At 65.0% G+C, this 18,357-nt stretch carries 13 protein-coding genes; 2 read left to right on the forward strand and 11 right to left on the reverse strand.

The window, feature by feature from the left end:
• Nucleotides 1–57: 57 nt before the first annotated feature.
• The 10 genes from H145_RS0115565 to H145_RS23435 all read right to left on the reverse strand — a co-directional run bounded on the left by H145_RS0115565 (nucleotide 58) and on the right by H145_RS23435 (nucleotide 14,695).
• Nucleotides 58–1,404, reverse strand: a complete 1,347-nt coding sequence (locus H145_RS0115565) for an aspartate kinase (RefSeq protein WP_019949086.1) — start codon at nucleotides 1,402–1,404, stop codon at nucleotides 58–60.
• Nucleotides 1,405–1,813: 409 nt separating this feature from the next.
• Entirely contained in the window at nucleotides 1,814–4,573 is a 2,760-nt protein-coding gene (locus H145_RS0115570) for a DEAD/DEAH box helicase family protein (protein ID WP_019949087.1), read from the reverse strand.
• Nucleotides 4,574–4,652: 79 nt separating this feature from the next.
• Nucleotides 4,653–6,014, reverse strand: a complete 1,362-nt coding sequence (locus tag H145_RS0115575; RefSeq protein WP_019949088.1) for a M28 family metallopeptidase — start codon at nucleotides 6,012–6,014, stop codon at nucleotides 4,653–4,655.
• 132 nt (nucleotides 6,015–6,146) lie between these two features.
• The gene (locus H145_RS22950) at nucleotides 6,147–7,436 is read right to left on the reverse strand and encodes a beta-ketoacyl synthase N-terminal-like domain-containing protein (protein ID WP_033426330.1); all 1,290 of its coding nucleotides are present in this window, start codon (nucleotides 7,434–7,436) and stop codon (nucleotides 6,147–6,149) included.
• Complete coding sequence (gene bioA, locus H145_RS0115585) at nucleotides 7,429–8,751, reverse strand: adenosylmethionine--8-amino-7-oxononanoate transaminase (RefSeq protein ID WP_033426331.1); 1,323 nt, start codon at nucleotides 8,749–8,751, stop codon at nucleotides 7,429–7,431. Before bioA ends, H145_RS22950 begins: the two co-directional genes overlap by 8 nt.
• A 118-nt stretch (nucleotides 8,752–8,869) precedes the next feature.
• Nucleotides 8,870–9,490 (reverse strand): dethiobiotin synthase, encoded by a 621-nt coding sequence (bioD, locus tag H145_RS0115590; RefSeq protein ID WP_019949092.1) that lies wholly within the window; start codon nucleotides 9,488–9,490, stop codon nucleotides 8,870–8,872.
• A gap of 158 nt (nucleotides 9,491–9,648) precedes the next feature.
• Nucleotides 9,649–11,604, reverse strand: coding sequence for an LTA synthase family protein (locus H145_RS0115595; RefSeq protein WP_019949093.1), 1,956 nt, complete (start codon nucleotides 11,602–11,604; stop codon nucleotides 9,649–9,651).
• A gap of 197 nt (nucleotides 11,605–11,801) precedes the next feature.
• The gene (locus tag H145_RS0115610) at nucleotides 11,802–12,401 is read right to left on the reverse strand and encodes an SMI1/KNR4 family protein (protein ID WP_019949094.1); all 600 of its coding nucleotides are present in this window, start codon (nucleotides 12,399–12,401) and stop codon (nucleotides 11,802–11,804) included.
• Nucleotides 12,402–12,532: 131 nt separating this feature from the next.
• On the reverse strand, nucleotides 12,533–13,687 hold the full coding sequence (gene ald, locus H145_RS0115615) for an alanine dehydrogenase (RefSeq protein WP_019949095.1): 1,155 nt from the start codon (nucleotides 13,685–13,687) through the stop codon (nucleotides 12,533–12,535).
• 234 nt (nucleotides 13,688–13,921) lie between these two features.
• Entirely contained in the window at nucleotides 13,922–14,695 is a 774-nt protein-coding gene (locus H145_RS23435) for a DUF1573 domain-containing protein (protein ID WP_019949096.1), read from the reverse strand.
• A gap of 297 nt (nucleotides 14,696–14,992) precedes the next feature.
• Between H145_RS23435 and H145_RS0115625 the strand changes: the two genes are divergently transcribed.
• On the forward strand, nucleotides 14,993–17,422 hold the full coding sequence (locus H145_RS0115625; RefSeq protein WP_019949097.1) for a thiamine pyrophosphate-dependent enzyme: 2,430 nt from the start codon (nucleotides 14,993–14,995) through the stop codon (nucleotides 17,420–17,422).
• Between the two features lie 81 nt (nucleotides 17,423–17,503).
• Here the strand turns inward: H145_RS0115625 and H145_RS0115630 are convergent, their stop codons facing one another.
• Nucleotides 17,504–18,025, reverse strand: coding sequence for a hypothetical protein (locus tag H145_RS0115630; protein WP_019949098.1), 522 nt, complete (start codon nucleotides 18,023–18,025; stop codon nucleotides 17,504–17,506).
• A gap of 79 nt (nucleotides 18,026–18,104) precedes the next feature.
• Between H145_RS0115630 and H145_RS24235 the strand changes: the two genes are divergently transcribed.
• A partial coding sequence (locus H145_RS24235; protein ID WP_240471711.1) for a helix-turn-helix domain-containing protein occupies nucleotides 18,105–18,357 on the forward strand: 253 nt, incomplete at its 3' end.

Here is an 18,357-nt window from a genome sequence, read left to right on the forward strand (position 1 = left end):
AGGACCTATACAGAAGGTAATATTTGACGTCAGCTTCTGTATAGGTCCTTCTCAAGCTCAGGATGACAGATGGTTGCCTTCAATATCCTCAAACAGGTCCGCATTCAACGTCCGCAAGGCGCGCACCTTGTCTTCGGTGCGCACCAGCACGCTGATGTTGTTGGGCGAGCCGCCGTAGCTGATCATGCGCACCGGCACATCGCGCAGGGCGGCAAAGGCGCGGTGGGCGCTGCCGTTGGCATCCTGCGTGAGGCTGCCGACGAGGCAGATGATGCTCTGGTTTTCATCGACGGCCACCACGCCAAAGTCCTGCAGTTCGGCCACAATCTGCGGCAGGCGGCCGGCGTCGTCGATGGTCAGGGAAACCGCCACTTCCGAGGTCGTAATCATGTCGATGGGCGTGCAGTGGCGCTCGAACACCTCGAACAGACTCCGCAGAAACCCGTGGGCCAGCAGCATCCGGCTCGACTTCACGTTGATGGCCGTGATGCCGTCTTTGGCAGCAATGGCCTTGATGGCGCCGGGGCCGGTGCGGGCCGAAATAAGCGTGCCGGGCGCGTCGGGCTGCATCGTGTTCAGCAGCCGCACCGGAATGCCGTGGGCCCGCGCCGGCAGCACCGAGCTGGGATGCAGGATTTTGGCCCCGAAATAGGCCAGCTCGGCGGCCTCATCAAACGACAGCTCGCGCACCGGATACGTGCCGGCCACCACTCGCGGGTCGTTGTTGTGCAGCCCGTCGATGTCGGTCCAGATCTGGATTTCCTCGGCTTCCAGGGCCGCCCCGATCAGCGAAGCCGAATAGTCGGAGCCGCCGCGCTTGAGGTTGTCGATGTGGCCGTGGGCGTCGCGGCAGATGAAGCCCTGGGTGATGAACAGCGCCTCGTGGGGGTAGGGGAGCAGCGCGGCGGCCAGCCCCTGCCGGATGGCGGCGGCATCGGGCTCCCCATCGGCACCGAGGCGCATGAACTCCAGCGCCGGCAGCAGCACCGCCGGCCGGCCCAGCACCTGCGTAACGTAGCCGTGCAGCAGCCGGGAGCTCAGCAGTTCTCCCTGGGCCAGGATAATCCGCTCACCGGCCGCCGACAGCGGCTCCGCGGCCAGCTCGTGCAGGGTCTGGAACGACTCGTCGAGGTAAGGCAGCACGGCCGCGGCCGCCGTGCCGAGCAGCTCGTGGGCTACTTCGTGATAGCGTTGGCGCAGTTGGGCAAGGTGGGCGGCGGCGGCCAGGGCCGCGTCGCGGGCGTAGAGCAAACCGGCCAGCTCGACCAGCGCGTTGGTGGTGCCGCTCATGGCCGAGAGCACCACGAGGCGGCGCTGCAGGTGCGGCGCGTGCATCAGCTCCGCCACTTCGCGCATCCGCTGCGCCGACCCGACGGACGTGCCGCCAAACTTCAAAATCTTCATGAAAAAACAGTTGTGAGACGAAGCATCGTTTCGTCCGGGCCAAAAAAAAGCGCCGACCCTCGAAAGGACCGGCGCGGAAAACGTTCAGAATCAGGTACAGTGAACTAGTGCGACGGTCGGGTCGGGGTGCGTTTCTTCGATTTCTTGCCCATCAATTTACTGCCGGCCGCCTGCCCACACGCCTCCCCGGCCCCGGCCGAAAGGCGGGCGCAAGCGAGAGAAGAGAATGTGGAAACAGAAGTCAGCATAGGAGCAAGCCGGCAACCCCGGCGCATTAGCGGCCGCAAGTACGCTCCGGATTCGGGATATTCAATAAAATGAATTGAAAAACTGGTAAGCTGAGTGACTTTTTGGCCACTGCTGCCACCTCAGCCGAAAGCCCGGCCCGCCGGGCCAACTTGAAAGCTGCCTATTGCCACCGGCTGCGGGGCTTTGCCCGCGGGGCCAGCGCAGCGGCCAGCGTACGGCCGCGCACTTGCAGCAGCTGCTCGCGGCCTTCAAGCGTGCGGGTATACAGGAGGTGGCAGGGGCCGACATACTGGCGCCAGAAACGGGCGTAGGTTTCGGCTTCCTTTTTGGTGCGGCCCAGCACTTCCGGCACGGCGTGGTAGTCGCGCTGGGCGATGAGCTGCCACAAAGTGCTCTGCCGCTCCAGCACGTAGCGGGGGTTGTCCAGCGGGTCGAGGACTTCGGCCAGAGTCCGCAGAAACAGGCTGGTTTCGTGGGTGCTGCCCCCGCGCAGGTAACAGGTCACGCTGCCATCGGGGGCGGGCTCGACCACTGTTTCCAGGTCGGCCCCACCCTGCACCAGGCCCGCCTGGCGCAGGGCCGCGAGCAGGGCCCGCGCAATCGGCTCCACGTCGCGCCCGATGTCGCGGTAGGTGAGGTAGAGCCGCAGCGCCCGCCACAGCCGCCGGCCAAACACCACCAGCGCGGTAACGGCCGCTATTTTCAGGAACAGCAGCAACTCTGCCCACGAGTGCCCGGGCCGCAGGGAGCGAAGCAAACTGGTAAGGGTTTCGCTGGCAAACAGCGCTACTGCGGCCCCCAGCTCGGCCAACAGGTAAGCGAGAGTACGTTGCAGGGACATGCGGCGGAGCCGGGGCAGGCTTTCGGGCAAATTGACGGTGGGCCGCACGTGTAGCTGGGGCACCAACTGCGAGCCGGTCTTCAGGGCCGTGCGCCACCGCTCAACCAGCGCCGGCCGGTCGGCGGCGTGGGAAAAGGTGGGGGCGTTGAGGGTTTGGGCCGATGGTGGCGCAGCGGCGGATGCCTCGGCCGTTGGCACATCGGGCGCCGGAACCCTATCCAGCTGCCCCGCCCGTCTGGGCAAACCCAGGCGGGCCAGGCCCTCGGCCAGGGCGGGGGGCCGGGGCGGAAGCGTGACGCCCACAAACACCCGAAACCGCCGCTGCAGTAGCTCCAGGTCGGGGCCGCCGCTGGCGGCGTACGCGTCGAGGCAGGCCAGGTGCCAGATGTGGCTGGCCTTGGCCGGCCGGGCCGGGTCGGTGCGAATGGCCCGGCCCCGCATCTGGTTCGACTGCACAAACGAGCCCACGAAGCTGGCCAGTAGCAGCGTGTTGAGGCAGGGCGCATCCCAGCCTTCCCCCAGCAGCGCCTTCGTACCAATAAGCGTGGTGATGTGGCCCTGCTCAAACAGCTTCGTGACGAGGCCTACCACCTCGGTTTGCCGGTTGGCCGGGGGCAGCAGCAGCGAGTAGGCAGCATCGTAGGGCAGCGGCCGGGCCGGCAGCGGCGGCTGGTGGGGGGCTGCCGCCTGCAGGGCCGGTAAGGCGGCGGTCGGCAGCACCACCACGCTGCCCGTAAGCACGCCCAGGCGCTGGCCCGGCACCGGCTGGCGACGCAGCAGTTCAAAAACCGGCAGCACGCCCAGCCGGTTGAGCGGCAACTCATTCGTAGGCGTGGCCGGCATAAATTCGCGCCGGATATAGTCGGTGAGCACTACCAGGCGCAAAGCGGGCCCCAGCGCCGCTTGCTCGAACTCCACGATTTGTCCAATGGCGTGCAGCTTGCTCAGGCTGGTGCCCAGCAGCTGGTCGAGCTGGGGATGGAAGCGAAGCGTTAGGCGTTTGCCCTGCAGCAGCTCGTGTTGGCGCAGGCGCTTCTCCAGGGCCTGGCGGTGGGCGTGGTGGGCCACCTCGAAACCGTCTTCAAACAAATAAAACTGCACGGCCTTCTCCAGCCACTCGGGCGTGAGCGGGGGCACCTGCGTCGGCGCCACCCCGAGCACGGCCAGCTGGTCGGGGTGCAGCGGCTGGCCCTGCGAATGCAGCAGAATCAGGCTGGCCGCGAAGCTGGGCAGCTGGCCGTATACCCAGTCGAGGTGGCTGAGCGGGGCCTGCAGGGCTGGGTGGCTGGCCAGCGCGGCTCCCAACGCCAGGTCCTGCCGCAGGGCCTCGTACTCGGCCTGCAGCAGGTGGTGGAGCTGTTGCAGCTGCTGGCCTTCGGTGCCGGTGGGCTCCGAAAAGCACACGTAATCCTGATGCGGGCACAGGTCGCCGGCCGCCACCAGTTCGGCCACCGTTATTTCGGCATCCACCGGCCCATTCAGGTCGCAATACCGCTCCCACTCAACCGCCGACACGTCGTAGGGCGGGGTGGCCGTCAGGCTGACTACGGTCGGGGCCAGCTGTTCCTTCACCTGCATCAGGCTGCGCCACCAGGCATTCTGCAGGTGGTGCGCCTCATCCAGCACCAGCGTCCCCAGCTTTTGCGCCCGCAGCCGCTGCACCAGCGCCGCCGGGCCGCGCGCACGTTGGCCGGTATGGCTGGCTTTGGTTGAGCCGGCATCCGCTGCATCGGCAGCAGGCTCCGCGCAGGCGGCGTGCAGCGCCTGGTAGGTACTGATGGTCAGCCAGGCCGGCTGGTGCAAGTCGGTTGAAAGCCAGACCGGCCGGGTGGCGTCGGCCAGAAACAGCTCGCAGAAACGCTCCACCCACTGGTCGCGGATGGTGAGGGTAGGGGCCAGCACCAGCGCGGGCTGCCCGAGTCGGCACAGCACCTCCAGGCCCAACACGGTTTTGCCCGAGCCGGGCGGAGCCACCACGTGCAGGTGGTCGTTGGCCAGATGCGCGCTCAGCTCGTCCAGAATTCGCTGCTGGTAGCCCCGCCAGGGGTATTTGAACTGAACAGGCGCGGGCAGGGACATGCTTATGACAAAGGCAAGGCAGGGCCACGACGCAAGGAGCTGCGTCGTGGCCCTGTATTCGTTGATTGGATCAGGAAGCTTACCGCACCGGCGTGGGCAGCACCGGCAGGCTCTCGTGGCCCTCGGCGTCCACGCTCACCACGCCAAACATAAAGTTGTCCTTGTTGTAGGGCAAATCGGCTTTGAGGTCGCTCACGAAGAACTTCTGCTGCCACTCGGGGGCGCTGGTTTCGCGCATAAGCACGTAGTAGCCGGCCGGTTTTTCGCCCGCGGCGGGGGCCTCCCACTGCAGCTCGGTGCGGTTGGTGAGCTTGGCCGTGAGCACGCCCACGTTGCGCGGGGCGGCCGGGGCCAGCGCCAGGCTGGCCAGCGTGGCCAGGTTCACGCCCGCGTTCTGGCGCAGGTAAGTAAAGTCCATAAACTTGGCCAGGTCGCCGTACTCCTCGCCGTTTTCGGCGCGCAAATCCTGGTGCTGGTGCCGGAAATCCTCATTCATCTCCGTGAAGCGCACCGCCGTGAAGCCCTGCTGGTTGAAGGGCAGGTGGTCGCCGCCGCGCAGGAAACGGTCGGGGCGGTACTCCAGCACCAGCTCGTGGCCGGGCACGTACTGGCGGGTGGCCTCGCGGGCGTAGCGGGCCAGCTGGCGGCTGGGCGAGTCGTTTTCGGCCGAAAGCGTGCGGCGCAGGCGGGCCTGCTCGGGTGTTTCGGCGGCCGGAATGCCTTCGCTGAACACGCGCAGCTGGGTGGTATTTTTGATGGTGGGGTCGTGGCCGGTCGAGTTGCCCACGATGTCGTTGTTGAGCATGGCTACCAGGTTCCAGCCCTCTTTTTTGGCCCGCTGAGCGAGGTGCGTCGAGCCATACAGGCCCTGCTCTTCGCCCTGCACGGCCACGAAAATGATGGTGGCCGGAAACTGCTGCTGGCTCATCACGCGGGCCAGCTCCATCACGGCCACCGTGCCCGAGCCGTCGTCGTTGGCGCCCGGCGCGTCGGCCGTGGCGTTCATCACGTCGGTCACCCGCGAGTCGATATGGCCGCTGACGATGAACACGCGCGTGTCGGTGGGGTCGGTGCCGGGCAGCGTGGCCATCACGTTGGCCATGAGCACCGGCCGGTTGATGCGGCGGCCGTCGGGCTTGATGGTGAACGTGTCCTGCTCGACCTTGAGTCGGCCGCCGCTGGCCCTGCTGTAATTGCGAAACTCGCTTTCCACCCAATTCCGGGCCGCCCCAATGCCGCGCTTTTTGCTTTTGGTATCGGAAAGCGTGTGGCGCGTGCCGAAGCTCACGAGCTTGTCGATGTCGTCGCGCAGGTTCTTTTCTGACACCTGCTGCACCATCTGCAGGATAAGCGGGTCGGGCGCTTTGGTGGGCTGGATCTGGGCGAAAACGGGAGTCGTCAGCAGGCTAAGGCCGAGCAGCAGGAGTAGCGGGCGGGACATAAGGGGCGGGTTGTGGTTGGAAGAGGGAAATATAGGACGGAGTTGGGGAAGTAGCGCAAAGCTCCCGCTTCGCGTGTCGTTGCTGACGCTACAACGATTCCGTTCAACGATACGCGAAGCGGGAGCTTCGCGCTACATTCCCAACGACACCACCACGCTCGCCGCGTTGCCGCCGAAGCCGGCCGCATTCACCAGCACCCGTCGTACCGGCCGCTCGTCCGGGCCATTCACGTCGGTGGCAAAGGGTGGCGTAGGCCAGCTCTGGGTTTCGAGCACGTGCAAAGCGAAATCCAGACTCAAGGCAGCCGAGGCGCCCAGCGTGTGTCCCAGCAGCCACTTGTTCGACAGCAGCAGCGGCAGCTGCTCGCCGAATACGGCCCGCAGCGCCGCCCGCTCGGCCGCGTCGCCGGCGGGGGTGCCGGGCGAGTGCAGCACCACCGCATCTACCTCGGTAGGGCTGATGTTCGCCTGCCGCAACGCCGCCCGCATGGCCTGCTGAAAGTGCTGGCCGTCGGCCGAAAGACCGGTTTTGCTGCCCAGCGCCTCGAAGCCGAAGCCCACGCCTTCGAGCAGCGGCAGCGTTTCGCCGGCGGCCCGCAACGCCGCCCGGCTGCCGCGCTCCAGCACGAAAACCGCCGCGCCCTCGCCCAGCACAAACGTGGAGGGCCGGCCCGCGCCCGGCCGGCAGGGCCAGTCGGCGGCGCCCCGGGGCGAGTAGATGCCGATGGCCCGCATCTGGGCGAGCGTGAAATCGGTGAGCGGGGCCTCGGCGCCGCCCGCCAGAAACCGGTCGGCCATGCCGGCGCGCAGCCAAGCCACGGCGTTGCCCAGGGCCTGAAACGCGCTGCTGCAGGTGCTCGAATGGCTCAGCGCCGCCGCGCCGGCCTGCCCGGCATCAAAGGCCACCCAACTGGCCACGTTGCCCAGCGTTGTGAGGGGTGAAGCGGCGGCCGGCACCCGCCCGTCGGCCAGAAAATCCGCATGAAATTCCTCCAGCCGCCCCGTCGCGCCCCGGCTGCTCCCGATGCTGACGGCCAGTTGCAGTTGATTGGTGTCAGCTAACGGAACGTCATTCAGAGCGAAGCGAAGAATCTCGCTCGGAATCGTTGCAAATAGGTGCGATGACTCCGAGCGAGATTCTTCGCTTCGCTCTGAATGACGTTTATTCTGCCGCGCAGCGGCCCGGGCGGCCAGCATTGCCAGCAGCACGGTGCGGTCGAGCTGGCGGTAGGCGGGGTGGGACTGGCGCAACTCGGCCACGGCAGCTTCGGCGGCGGCCGGCAGGGCGGCTACGGGCAAGCCTGCCGGGTGCTGCGTGAAGGGTGAGGTGGTCGGGGCGCTCCAATCTAAACCAAGCCCCAGTGCTGATACGCGGCCTCGGCCCCGGATAACGATTACGAGGTCCGAATCCGAGTTAGTCATGCAGGATATGGGGCAGGTTGGCGGCGGGCACGAAGTCGAGCATCAGCTCGCGCATGCGGCGCAGCACGGCGTAGAGCAGCGCCAACTCGGCGTCGGTGGTGCAGTAGGGCGGCAGCAGGTACACCACGTTGCCCAGCGGCCGCAGCACCACGTGGTGGTCGAGGGCGAGCTGGTAGAAGGCATCGCGCAGGCGGCTGAAGTAGCTGGTGCCCTCGCCCGGGTCGTACTCCACGGCCAGGATGGTGCCCCGGTGCCGCACTGCCCGGATGCCCGGCTGGCCCTCAATTTCGGCTTTAAACGCGGCGTGGGCGGCGGCGATGCGCTGGCGCTGTTGGGTGCATTCTTCGGCGCGGGTAAGCTCCAGACTGGCCAAAGCGGCGGCGCAGGCCACGGGGTTGGCCGTGTAGGAGTGCCCGTGGAAAAGCGCCCGCATCTTGTCGTCGCTCAGGAAAGCGGCGTACACCGGCGCGGCGCAGGTGGTCAGGCCCATGGCCAGCGTGCCACCGGTCAGGCCCTTTGAAAAGCACATCAGGTCGGGCTGCTCGGTCAGCAGGCTGCTGGCAAACAGGGGCCCGGTGCGGCCGAAGCCGGTCATCACCTCATCGGCAATGGCCAGAACGCCGGCCGCGTGGCAGCGGCGCAGCATTTCGCTCAGCACTTCGGGCTCGTACATTACCATACCGGCCGTGCCCAGCACTAGGGGCTCAAAGATGAAGCCGGCCACCTGCGGGTTCTGCAGCAGCTGGTCGAGCTGGGCCAGCACTTCGGCCTCACGGCCCGGCACTGGCACGTCGATGAACTCCACGTCGAACAGCAGCGGCCAGAACGGCTCGGTGAAGGCCCCACGTGCACTCACGGCCATGGCCCCGAACGTGTCGCCGTGGTAGGAGTTCTGAAAGCAAATAAACGTGCGCCGCGCCGGCTGACCCTGGTTGTGGAAGTATTGGAGCACCATTTTCAGGGCCACTTCCACGGCCGTCGAGCCGTTGTCGGAGTAGAACGCGCGGGCCTGGTTCTGGGGCAGAATTTCCAGCAGCTGCTCGGCCAGCTCGACGGCGGCCGGGTGCGTGAAGCCGGCAAACAGCACGTGCTCCAGCGTGCGCAACTGCTCGCTCACGCGGGCCGCAAGGTGCGGGTGGGCGTGCCCATGCAAATTCACCCACCACGACGAAATAGCGTCGAGGTAGCGGGTGCCATCCTCGGCCACCAGCCAACTGCCCTCGCCCCGGGTGATGGCAATGGGCAGCGGGGCAGTCTGCATCTGGGTGTAGGGGTGCCACAGCACGGAGGCGTCGCGTTCAGCAAGAGTAGGCATGGGCGCAAAGGTAGGCCAGGTAGCGTTTCCCGCAGAGGTGCGCAGAGGTTTTCGCAGAGGTACGCAGAGCTGTTCTGGTAAAATAGTCCAGCGGAATCAGCCAAAAAAGCAGCGTAAATCAGTGATTAAACCACGCCCGAAACTCCGCCGCATACCGCGCCACCACCGCGGCCGATACTGCCGGCTCCTCCAATATGCGCGGCATTACCGGCCCATCGTAGTAGCTCAGAATGGCCTCCTCGGTGGCCGGGTTAGGCGCCCCGTTGAATACGAGGCCGCGCACCGGAATCTGCCGCATCCGCAGCGCCTCCAGCGTCAGCAACGTGTGGTTGATGCTGCCCAGGTAGTGCCGCGACACCACTACCACTGCCAGCCCCAGTCGCTGCACCAAATCGGCCACCGAAAAGCCGGGGGCCAGCGGCACCAGCAGGCCCCCGGCACCCTCCACCACGAGGTGGTTGGTTGTGGCGGGCAGCTCGAAATCGTCGGGTCGCAGCAGCAGGCCCTCGGCGGCAGCGGCGGCGTGGGGCGAGGCCGGCAGCGCCAGCCGGTACCGCTCGGGCCAGAAGCGGCTGACCGGATTCGTGACGAGCCCGCGCACGGTGCCCGCGTCGGTGGTGGGCGTCAGGCCCGCCTGCACAGGCTTCCAGTAATCGGCTTGCAGGGCCTCGGTGAGGATGGCCGCCACGAGCGTTTTGCCCACGTCGGTGCCGATGCCGGTGATGAAGAGGTGTTCCAAAAGGAAAAGTCTGTATAAAAGATGAATATAGAATGTGGCGCAGGTAGTAACGCGAACTTTGCAGTTCGCGACCCCGCACCGTTGGAATGGCGTTAACGGCGCGAGGGCGCGAACTGCAAAGTTCGCGTTACTACCTGCGGCCGGCTGCGGAATAGTCGTTACTTATACAGCGTGTTGTCGGCCAGCCCGTTCAGGTAAAACTGCACGCAGGCTTTCAACTCGTCGCCATACTGGCGCAGCTTGGCGGAGTCGGGGTGGGAGAGAGGCCTGGCGGGCAGCTGGTGGCGGCGGTAGGGGTAGAGGCGCACCTGGTTGTCGGCCGTGAGCTCGGTTACGTAATCGGCGTGCACCAGCCAGTAACTGCCGCCGCTTGAGAAAAGGGCCCGACCGCTGGTGCCGGTATCGAACACCGACGAGCCGAAAGGCAGCAGCTGGCCCTCGGCGGGCAGGCCTAGCAGGTCGAGCACGGTGGCAGGCACGTCGGCCTGCTGGCTGATGCGGGGCTGGGATACGGCCGGCAGCGTTTGGCCGGGCGCGAAGAGCAACATTGGCGTTTTGTACTCGCCCAGCACGTTCTGGTAGCCGGGCGCGTCGGACTGGGAGGTGTGGTCGGCCAGCAGGATGAACAGCGTGTTGGCGTACCAGGGCTGGCGGCGGGCCGTGGCGAAGAAGCGCCGCAGAGCCAAATCGGAGTAGGCAATGGTGGGCTGAATGGCCAGCGGGCCGGTGGGCAGTTTGCCCCGGTACTTGTCCGGCAGCCCGAACGGCTCGTGGGCGCTCAGCGTGAACAGGGTGCTGAAAAATGGCTGCTTTTGCCGGCTCAGCTGCTGGCTGAAATACTGCAGATACGGCTCATCGAAAATGCCCCAGTGCCCGTCGAAATCGGGGCTGCCGGCCGCGCCGGGGTACTCATCGAGCCCGAAGTACTGCTGCATGCCGGCCATGCCGCCGAACGTGTTGAAGCCCATCGTGCCGTTCTGGGCGCCGTGGAACAGGCTGGTCTGGTAGCCGTGGCGGGCCAGCAGGCTGCCCAGCCCGTGCAGCTCGTCGGTCTGGAAATCGGAGGTGATGAAGGAGGTTTCCATCAGGCTGGGCAGGCCCGCCAGCACGGCCGGCAGCGCCTCGATGGAGCGGCGGCCGTTGGCGTAGTGGTCGGGCAGCAGCAGGCCGCCGCCTTGGGTGGCCAGCGAGTCGAAAAACGGGGTGTAGCCGCGCCGGCCGGGGTTTTCCACGCCGTTGTATTCCGAGCCGAAGCTTTCCAGAATGAGGATGACCACGTTGCGGCCTGGCAGCGGCGCGGTGGCCCGCTTCGGCAGCGGCCGGGCCGCCAGGGCCGCCTGCAAGGCCTGTTTCGTGGCAAAGTAGCTTTTGCGCTCCGGTGCCGCGTAGCCCAGGCTTTTGAGGAAAGTAAACGTGCTGTTGAGCGCCAGATGCCCCAGCACCGCCGGCTGCTGCACGAAGGCCGCCCCGGTGCGCAACGGCTTCAGCTGCAAGCCCCCCCGGATGCCGAGCACCACTAGGCCGGCTATAGCTGCAAGCTGCAAGCCCCAAGCCATAAGCCTTTTTCCTTGCCACCAGCCTTTTCGGCCATCAGCTTGTGGCTTGCGGCTTGCAGCTTGTAGCTTCCCTTCGTCAGCTTGCCGCTCAGCCCTAGGCATCGGGTAGAAATACCACAGCGTCGCCAGCAGCGCGCCGAAGGGCAGCAGCAGCCACCAGTAGCTGAGCAGCAGCTGGCCCGCCTGCCGCTGCACATCGGCCCCGATGGTGCTTAGCTCGTTGCTGGTGCGCCGGCCAATGAAGCGGAAATACTCCCAATCGACCAGGTTCAGCAGCAGCCCGAAGCCGTTGAGCAGCAAGTACACCGCCCGCACCAGCCGCTGCCAGCCCTGGCCCCGACTGGGCACCAGACTCAGCAGCAGCCACGGAATATTGAGCAGCAGCAGCGCCGATAAATCGAACCGGAAACCGTGCCAGAAGGCCAGCGCCACCTGCTGCGCCGGCGCCTCGCGGAACACGGCGTAGTTCAGCCCGAAAAAGCCCGCCCGCAGCAGCAGATACGCCCCCAGCAGCAGCGCAAATCGACGAACCAGCAGACGTAAAAACTCAGTGGGCATAGGCTAGTAATAAGCTATCAGCAGACAGGAGTACTTTTTTAGGTTGCTGAGCCAGTTGTAGAGACGCAACCCCTCGCGCCTCGGCGTTGCTGATGTTGTTTAGGCCGCGGCGCATGGGTCGGTCGTTCAACGCCAAGACGCGAGGGGTCGTGTCGCTACAGCCCGGGCACGGGCCGCTCCTTGGTGCCTGCAGTCGGTTACAACGGCGCCAGCGTTACGGCCTGGCCGTCGGGCAAATCCTTTATCTGACGGTAGAAATCGGCCAGCCAGTCCAGCCGCTTGGCCGCCGGTACGGCTTTGGTGGCGGCAGGCGTGCTGCCGTTGGTGGCCAGGCACAGCGGCGGATACAAACTCAGCAGCTGCCCCGGCTGCAGCACGCCGCCCGCCTGCTGAAAGGTGCGCAGCGGCTCCAGACCCAGGGCATCCATCGGAAACTTCTCGGCCCCGAACAGGAAGTGCTTGAAGTCCACGTCGAGGTCGGCCAGCTCGCCGGTTTCGGTATCGAGCAGCAGCACCGCGTCGCCGCGCAGCAGAAACTGGTTGCCCACGCAATCCTGCCCGAACGGAATGTCGGACTTGCGCAGCTCGCCATACGTGCGCCACAGCGCCTGCTCGCCCTGCCAGACTTGGGCCAGCGCGTGCCAGCCCGGCGCGGCCACGCAGCCCCGGATGTGCAGCCCGCCGAAGTAGGCCACCACGCCATTCCGGGCCCGCAGAAACGCCTGCAAATAGGTTGGCAGCCGCGCCAGCGTCACGAGGTCGGTCAGCTCGCCACCGGTGTAAATTATTCCTTTCATGAGAAGTCAGGTGCGAAAGTCGCCCTCGATTTTAATGGGTGTACTACCGCAAAACGGGGGCAGTGTATTCTTACAGAAAAGCCTTTCCCGCACGGGGCGGGAAAGGCTTTTCAGGTTAAGCAACGAGCAGTTTACGCCGTGTGGTACGAGCTGTCTTCGACCAGCGAGTTTTCGTTGAGTACGCTCAGCACGTCGGTCAGCTCCAGGCCGAAAGCATCGGCTACACCCTTGTACACCACCTTGCCGTTTACCACGTTCAGGCCGAGGCGCAGGTCGTCGTTGAGCAGGCAGGCCACGCGCCAGCCCTGATTGGCCAGCTTGAGGGCGTAGGGCAGCGTGGCGTTGGTGAGGGCCAGCGTGGAGGTGTAAGGCACGGCGCCCGGCATGTTGGCCACGCAGTAGTGCACGATGTCGTCGATGATGAAGGTCGGGTTTTCGTGGGTCGTGGGCTTGCAGGTTTCGATGCAGCCGCCTTGGTCCACGGCCACGTCCACGAGCACGGCGCCCGGCTTCATAGTCTTCAGCATGTCGCGCGTAACGAGGTGCGGGGCCTTGGCGCCCGGAATCAGCACGGCCCCAATCACGAGGTCGGCCGTTTTCACGGCGGCGCGGATGTTGTAATCGTTCGAGTACTGGGTGGTCACGTTTTTGGGCATGAAATCATCCAGCTCCCGCAGGCGGTTGAGGTTGATGTCCATGATGGTCACCTGAGCACCGAAGCCGGCGGCAATTTTAGCGGCCTGCGTGCCCACGATGCCGGCGCCTAGCACCAGTACTTCGGCCGGCTTCACACCGGGTACGCCGCCGAGCAGAATGCCGCGGCCTTTCAGGGGCTTCTCCAGGTACTTGGCACCCTCCTGCGGGGCCATGCGGCCGGCCACTTCGCTCATCGGAATCAGCAGCGGCAACGCGCGGTTGGGCGCCTCCACGGTTTCGTAGGCCAGGCACACCGAGTTGCTCTTGATCATGGCGTGGGTCAGCTCCTCGCCCGAGGCAAAGTGGAAGTAGGTGAACAGCAGCTGGTTTTCCTTTACCAGCGGGTACTCCGAGGCAATCGGCTCCTTCACCTTGATAATCATGTCGGCCTTGGCGTACACGTCCTCAATGGTGGGCAGAATGGTGGCGCCGGCCTGCTCGTACTCCTCGTTCGAGAAGCCGCTGCCTTCGCCGGCCGTAGCCTGCACGTACACCTCGTGGCCGTACTTCACAAATTCGGCCGCACCGCCGGGCGTCAGCGCCACGCGGTTTTCGTTGTTTTTGATTTCTTTAGGAACGCCGATAAGCATGGCTGACAGCAGGAAAAAGGGGTGGGGTAAATGGGTGGGTTAACGCGGGGCAAAGATAGAGAAGTTGGCGCTTAGAATTGCGGGGTGAGGGAGCGAGACGATGAGCCGCTTGTCATGCTGAGCAGCGCGAAGAATCTCGCGTGCCAAAGTAATTCTGCTATGAGAAGTTACCATTGCACGCGAGATTCTTCGCTTCGCTCAGCATGACAAGCGGCTCACCCCGCTGCGCACTCCTTACTTAAACGGCACCGAGGTGGCGCTTTCCTTCACCATGCTGCCGGCGTTCAGGTCCTTTACCAGGTCGGCCGTGAGCAGCAGCTTGGCGTCGCCGTTCAGGTCGTTGCTGGTGATGACGACGGGCTCCTGCTGCTGGCCCACCCGGCGCTGGTTGTACACCAGCTCCACCACGGCCGTTTCGCCGGGCTTGATGGGCGAGGGCACGTTGCGGTAGCCCACGCAGTAGCACTGCGACGTGATGGCGCTCAGCACCAGGTCCTGCTTGCCGGTATTGGTTACTTTGAAGCGGGCCGTGAGCGTCTGCCCGGCCTCGGCCTTGCCGAAGTCGTAACGGGTGCGGTCCAGCGTCAGGCGCGGCGACTGGGCCAGCTGGGCCGGCGTGAGCCTGGAGCGCATCTGCTCCTTGTTGAGCACGTTGCCCTTGATGGTGAGCACCGCGCTGGGCGTAGTGGCGTTGCTGACCACCGTCACGGTTTTGTTGAACACGCCGGGCCGGCCGGCGCTGCTGTACACGGCCTTCACCATACCGCTTTTGCCGGGCAGAATGGGGGTTTTGGTCCAGTCGGGCGTGGTGCAGCCGCAGCTGGCCTGCACATTGGCGATGATGATGGGCTGGTTGCCGGTGTTCTTGAACCGGAACTCGTGGGCGGCCATCGTGCCCTCCGGAATGGAGCCGAAATCGTGCTGCTCGCCCTGGAAAGTAAGTACGCCCTGGGCGCGGGCGGCCGTGAGCGTGGCGAAGCTGAGCAGCAGAAAAAGCAGGTGTTTCATGGCAGAAAATTGTTGGAAGGTGACAGGCGGCCAGAACCCGCCTGTCATCCTGAGCTTGCGAAGGACCTATACAGAGGGTAACATTGAATAATAGCTTCTGTATAGATCCTTCGCAAGCGGACGCAAGATGAAGGATGACAGGAATACACCGCCGCGGCGTATCTCAAAGATACTCAACCAAACCCGGCCGCCGCGGCATCGGCGGCAAATCCGTACTTTTGTAGGCCTGTTTTCCGGGAAGCGGGCGCCTACCCCTCTATCGCTCCCGGTTTTCCATCCCACCCGCCGCCTCTGTCTATGCCCACTACCGACACCGCTTCGACTGCCACCGCGCCTGTGCCCGTTGCCTCGCTCACCAAAACCGATTTCCTGCACGATTACCGCCTGGGCTGGGAAAGCCGCCACGCCTCGCTGGCCGGCCGCAAGGAGGTGTTCATGGGCAAGGCCAAATTTGGCATCTTCGGCGACGGCAAAGAGCTGCCCCAGCTGGCCATGGCCCGCGCCTTCCGGGCCGGCGACTGGCGCGCCGGCTACTACCGCGACCAGACCTTCATGCTGGCCATCGGCGAGTTGACGCTGCAGCAGTACTTCGCCCAGCTCTACGCCCACCCCGATGTGGAGGCCGAGCCCGCCACCGCCGGCCGCGCCATGAACGGCCACTTCGGCACCCGCTTTCTCGACGAGGACGGCCAGTTCCGCCCTTCGGCCGAGATGAAAAACTCGACGGCTGATATTTCGCCCACCGGCGGCCAGATGCCCCGCCTCGTGGGCCTGGCCTACGCCTCCAAGCTCTACCGCCAGAACCCCGAGCTGCACCAATTTTCGGACTTTTCGGTGGACGGCAACGAGGTGGCGTTCGGTACCATCGGCAACGCCAGCACCTCGGAGGGCATGTTCTTCGAGGCCATCAACGCGGCCGGCGTGCTCCAGATTCCGATGCTCGTCAGCGTCTGGGACGATCACTACGGCATTTCGGTGCCCGCCGAGTACCAAACCACCAAGCAGAACATTTCCGAAATCCTGAAGGGCTTCCAGCGCGAAGGCGAGGGCCAGGACGGCTTCGAGATTTACCGCGTAAATGGCTGGGACTACCCGGCTTTGCTCGAAACCTACGAGCGCGCCACCGACATCTGCCGCAGCCAGCACGTGCCCACGCTCATCCACGTGCGCGAAGTCACGCAGCCGCAGGGCCACAGCACCTCGGGCTCGCACGAGCGGTACAAGAACGCCGAGCGCCTGAGCTGGGAGCAGGCCCACGACTGCCTGCTGAAGATGCGCGAGTGGCTGCTGGCCGAGGGCCACGCTTCGGCCGAAGAGCTGGATGCCATCGAGAAAGAAGCCCAGCAAACAGTGAAAGAAGCCCGCACGGCCGCCTGGCAGGAGTTCTTCAACCCCATCAAGCAGGAGCGCGATGAGGTAGTGGAGTTGCTGAACAAGCTGGTAGCCGAAACCGGCACCGAAAACCAGCTCCACGAACTGGTAGAAGCCCTCAAGCACAACACCACGCCCATCCGCGCCGATTTGGTGCGCACCGTGCGCAAGGCCCTGCGCAATGTGCGCGGCCAGCACAGCGGCAGCCGCCGCGAGCTGCAGCACTGGCTGGAGCAGGCTCTGGCCGATAACGCCGACCGCTACAACTCCTACCTGTTCAGCCAGAGCGAGGAAGCCGTGGGCAACATCGAGGAAGTGGAAGTGGAGTACGCCGCCGATGCCGCCGCCGTTGATGGCCGCGAGGTGCTGCAGGCCTGCTTCACAGCCAACTTCGAGCGCGACCCGCGCATCTTTGCCATCGGCGAAGATGTGGGCCGCATCGGCGACGTAAACCAGGCGTTTGCTGGCCTGCAGGAGAAGTTTGGCGAGCTGCGCGTGACCGATACCGGCATCCGTGAGTGCACCATCATCGGGCAGGGCATCGGCGCCTCGATGCGCGGGCTGCGGCCCATCACCGAAATCCAGTACCTCGACTACCTGCTCTACGGTATCCAGCCGCTTTCTGATGATGTGGCCTGCCTGCAGTACCGCACCAAAGGCGGCCAGAAGGCCCCGCTGATTGTGCGCACCCGCGGCCACCGGCTCGAAGGTATCTGGCACTCGGGCTCGCCCATCCAGATGATTCTGGGCTCTATCCGCGGCATGCACCTGTGCGTACCGCGCGACATGACCCAGGCGGCCGGCTTCTACAACACGCTGCTGCGGAGTGATGAGCCGGCCATCGTGATTGAGTGCCTGAACGGCTACCGGCTCAAGGAGAAAATGCCCCGGAACCCCGGCGACTTTATGCTGCCGCTGGGCCGCCCCGAAACCCTGCTGCGCGGCGCCGACCTCACCATCGTCACCTACGGCTCGATGTGCCGCATCGTGCTCGACGCCGCCGCCCAGCTTGCCGAAGTGGGCATCAAGGTGGAAGTAATCGACGTGCAGACCCTGCTGCCCTTCGACACCGACCACCTGATTGTGGACAGCATCCGGCGCACCAACCGCGTGCTGTTTGCCGATGAGGACGTGCCAGGCGGCGCCACCGCCTTCATGATGCAGCAGGTGCTCGACGAGCAGCAGGCCTACCGCTTCCTCGATTCGCAGCCGCGCTGCCTCTCGGCGCAGGCGCACCGCCCGCCCTACGGCTCCGACGGCGACTATTTCAGCAAGCCCAATGCCGAGGATGTGTTCGATGCCGTGTACGAAATGATGCAGGAAGCCGACCCCAAGCGCTTCCCGGCCATTTACTAAGCGGCGGCCCGTAACGCAAAGCGCCCGCCCCGGCAACTGCTGGGGCGGGCGCTTTGCCCATACGCTTCAGGGCAAATGGGGTTATTGCGGGATGGTGATGGGGTCCGTTAGCACCTCGTTGCTGCGGTGCAAGGCGCGGTCCTGAATGCTCACTTTAAACCGCATAACTGTTCCGGGCGGCGGCGAACCAATCGGAGAAAACAGGATGCCGTAATATATCTCGCCCCGCAACGGCGCCTTCCGGTCGGCCTGGCTCTCAGGCGTCAGGTTGGGGTAGCGGCCACTGAGCGTACCGGCCGGTGGGTCGTAGTTTACATACGTGCCATCGGTCTGGCGAATCTGCGCCTGGCAGAAGTAGTTCAGCGTATTAGGGTTAGGCGATTTGTCAGGCAGCCGCGGATTGAAGGGCGGGAGCGTATCGTTCTGCCCCAGGCCCAGGTCGCCGTCGCCATCACGGTAGCTGATGGCTATGTTGATACTGTCGAAGGGGCTGCCCTGCTTGAGAATCGACTGGATGCTGATGCGCTGGAACTCAATTTCTGGCGTATCGGGGTAATCGGGCGGGTTGATGCAGCCCGGCACCGACAGGCCCAGCAGGACCATCAGCACCGCAAAGCCCAGCGTTTGGAAAAACAGCGTATGTCTCGTCCTAGAAAAAGTTGACCAAAAACTTGGTTAACTTATGGCATCACTGTCTGACTTGCGTATGCAAAAGCACGCGCTTTCCATGCGCCAAATGGTGGCTGAAATTCATCTGGGCAAGCTCAACATTGCCCAGGCCGCCGCCAAATTTGAGCTCACACGTAAAACCGTTCGGCACTGGATCGACCTGGTCGAAGCAGAAGCGGAGGCCAACGGCTTGCCCCCGGCTCCCCCACCATGCCCACCTGGAGCCAGGAAACGCACAACTCGTCCGGCGCCGCAGGATAGCGAAG

It is taken from the genome of Hymenobacter aerophilus DSM 13606 (assembly GCF_000382225.1).
Lineage (GTDB): Bacteria > Bacteroidota > Bacteroidia > Cytophagales > Hymenobacteraceae > Hymenobacter > Hymenobacter aerophilus.

Coding starts and splice junctions, on each gene's coding strand:
- H145_RS0115565 (WP_019949086.1), bottom strand. CDS start 1,404: ATGAAGATTTTGAAGTTTGGCGGCACGTCCGTCGGGTCGGCGCAGCGG.
- H145_RS0115570 (WP_019949087.1), bottom strand. CDS start 4,573: ATGTCCCTGCCCGCGCCTGTTCAGTTCAAATACCCCTGGCGGGGCTAC.
- H145_RS0115575 (WP_019949088.1), bottom strand. CDS start 6,014: ATGTCCCGCCCGCTACTCCTGCTGCTCGGCCTTAGCCTGCTGACGACT.
- H145_RS22950 (WP_033426330.1), bottom strand. CDS start 7,436: ATGACTAACTCGGATTCGGACCTCGTAATCGTTATCCGGGGCCGAGGC.
- bioA (WP_033426331.1), bottom strand. CDS start 8,751: ATGCCTACTCTTGCTGAACGCGACGCCTCCGTGCTGTGGCACCCCTAC.
- H145_RS0115595 (WP_019949093.1), bottom strand. CDS start 11,604: ATGCCCACTGAGTTTTTACGTCTGCTGGTTCGTCGATTTGCGCTGCTG.
- H145_RS0115610 (WP_019949094.1), bottom strand. CDS start 12,401: ATGAAAGGAATAATTTACACCGGTGGCGAGCTGACCGACCTCGTGACG.
- ald (WP_019949095.1), bottom strand. CDS start 13,687: ATGCTTATCGGCGTTCCTAAAGAAATCAAAAACAACGAAAACCGCGTG.
- H145_RS23435 (WP_019949096.1), bottom strand. CDS start 14,695: ATGAAACACCTGCTTTTTCTGCTGCTCAGCTTCGCCACGCTCACGGCC.
- H145_RS0115625 (WP_019949097.1), top strand. CDS start 14,993: ATGCCCACTACCGACACCGCTTCGACTGCCACCGCGCCTGTGCCCGTT.
- H145_RS0115630 (WP_019949098.1), bottom strand. CDS start 18,025: ATGGTCCTGCTGGGCCTGTCGGTGCCGGGCTGCATCAACCCGCCCGAT.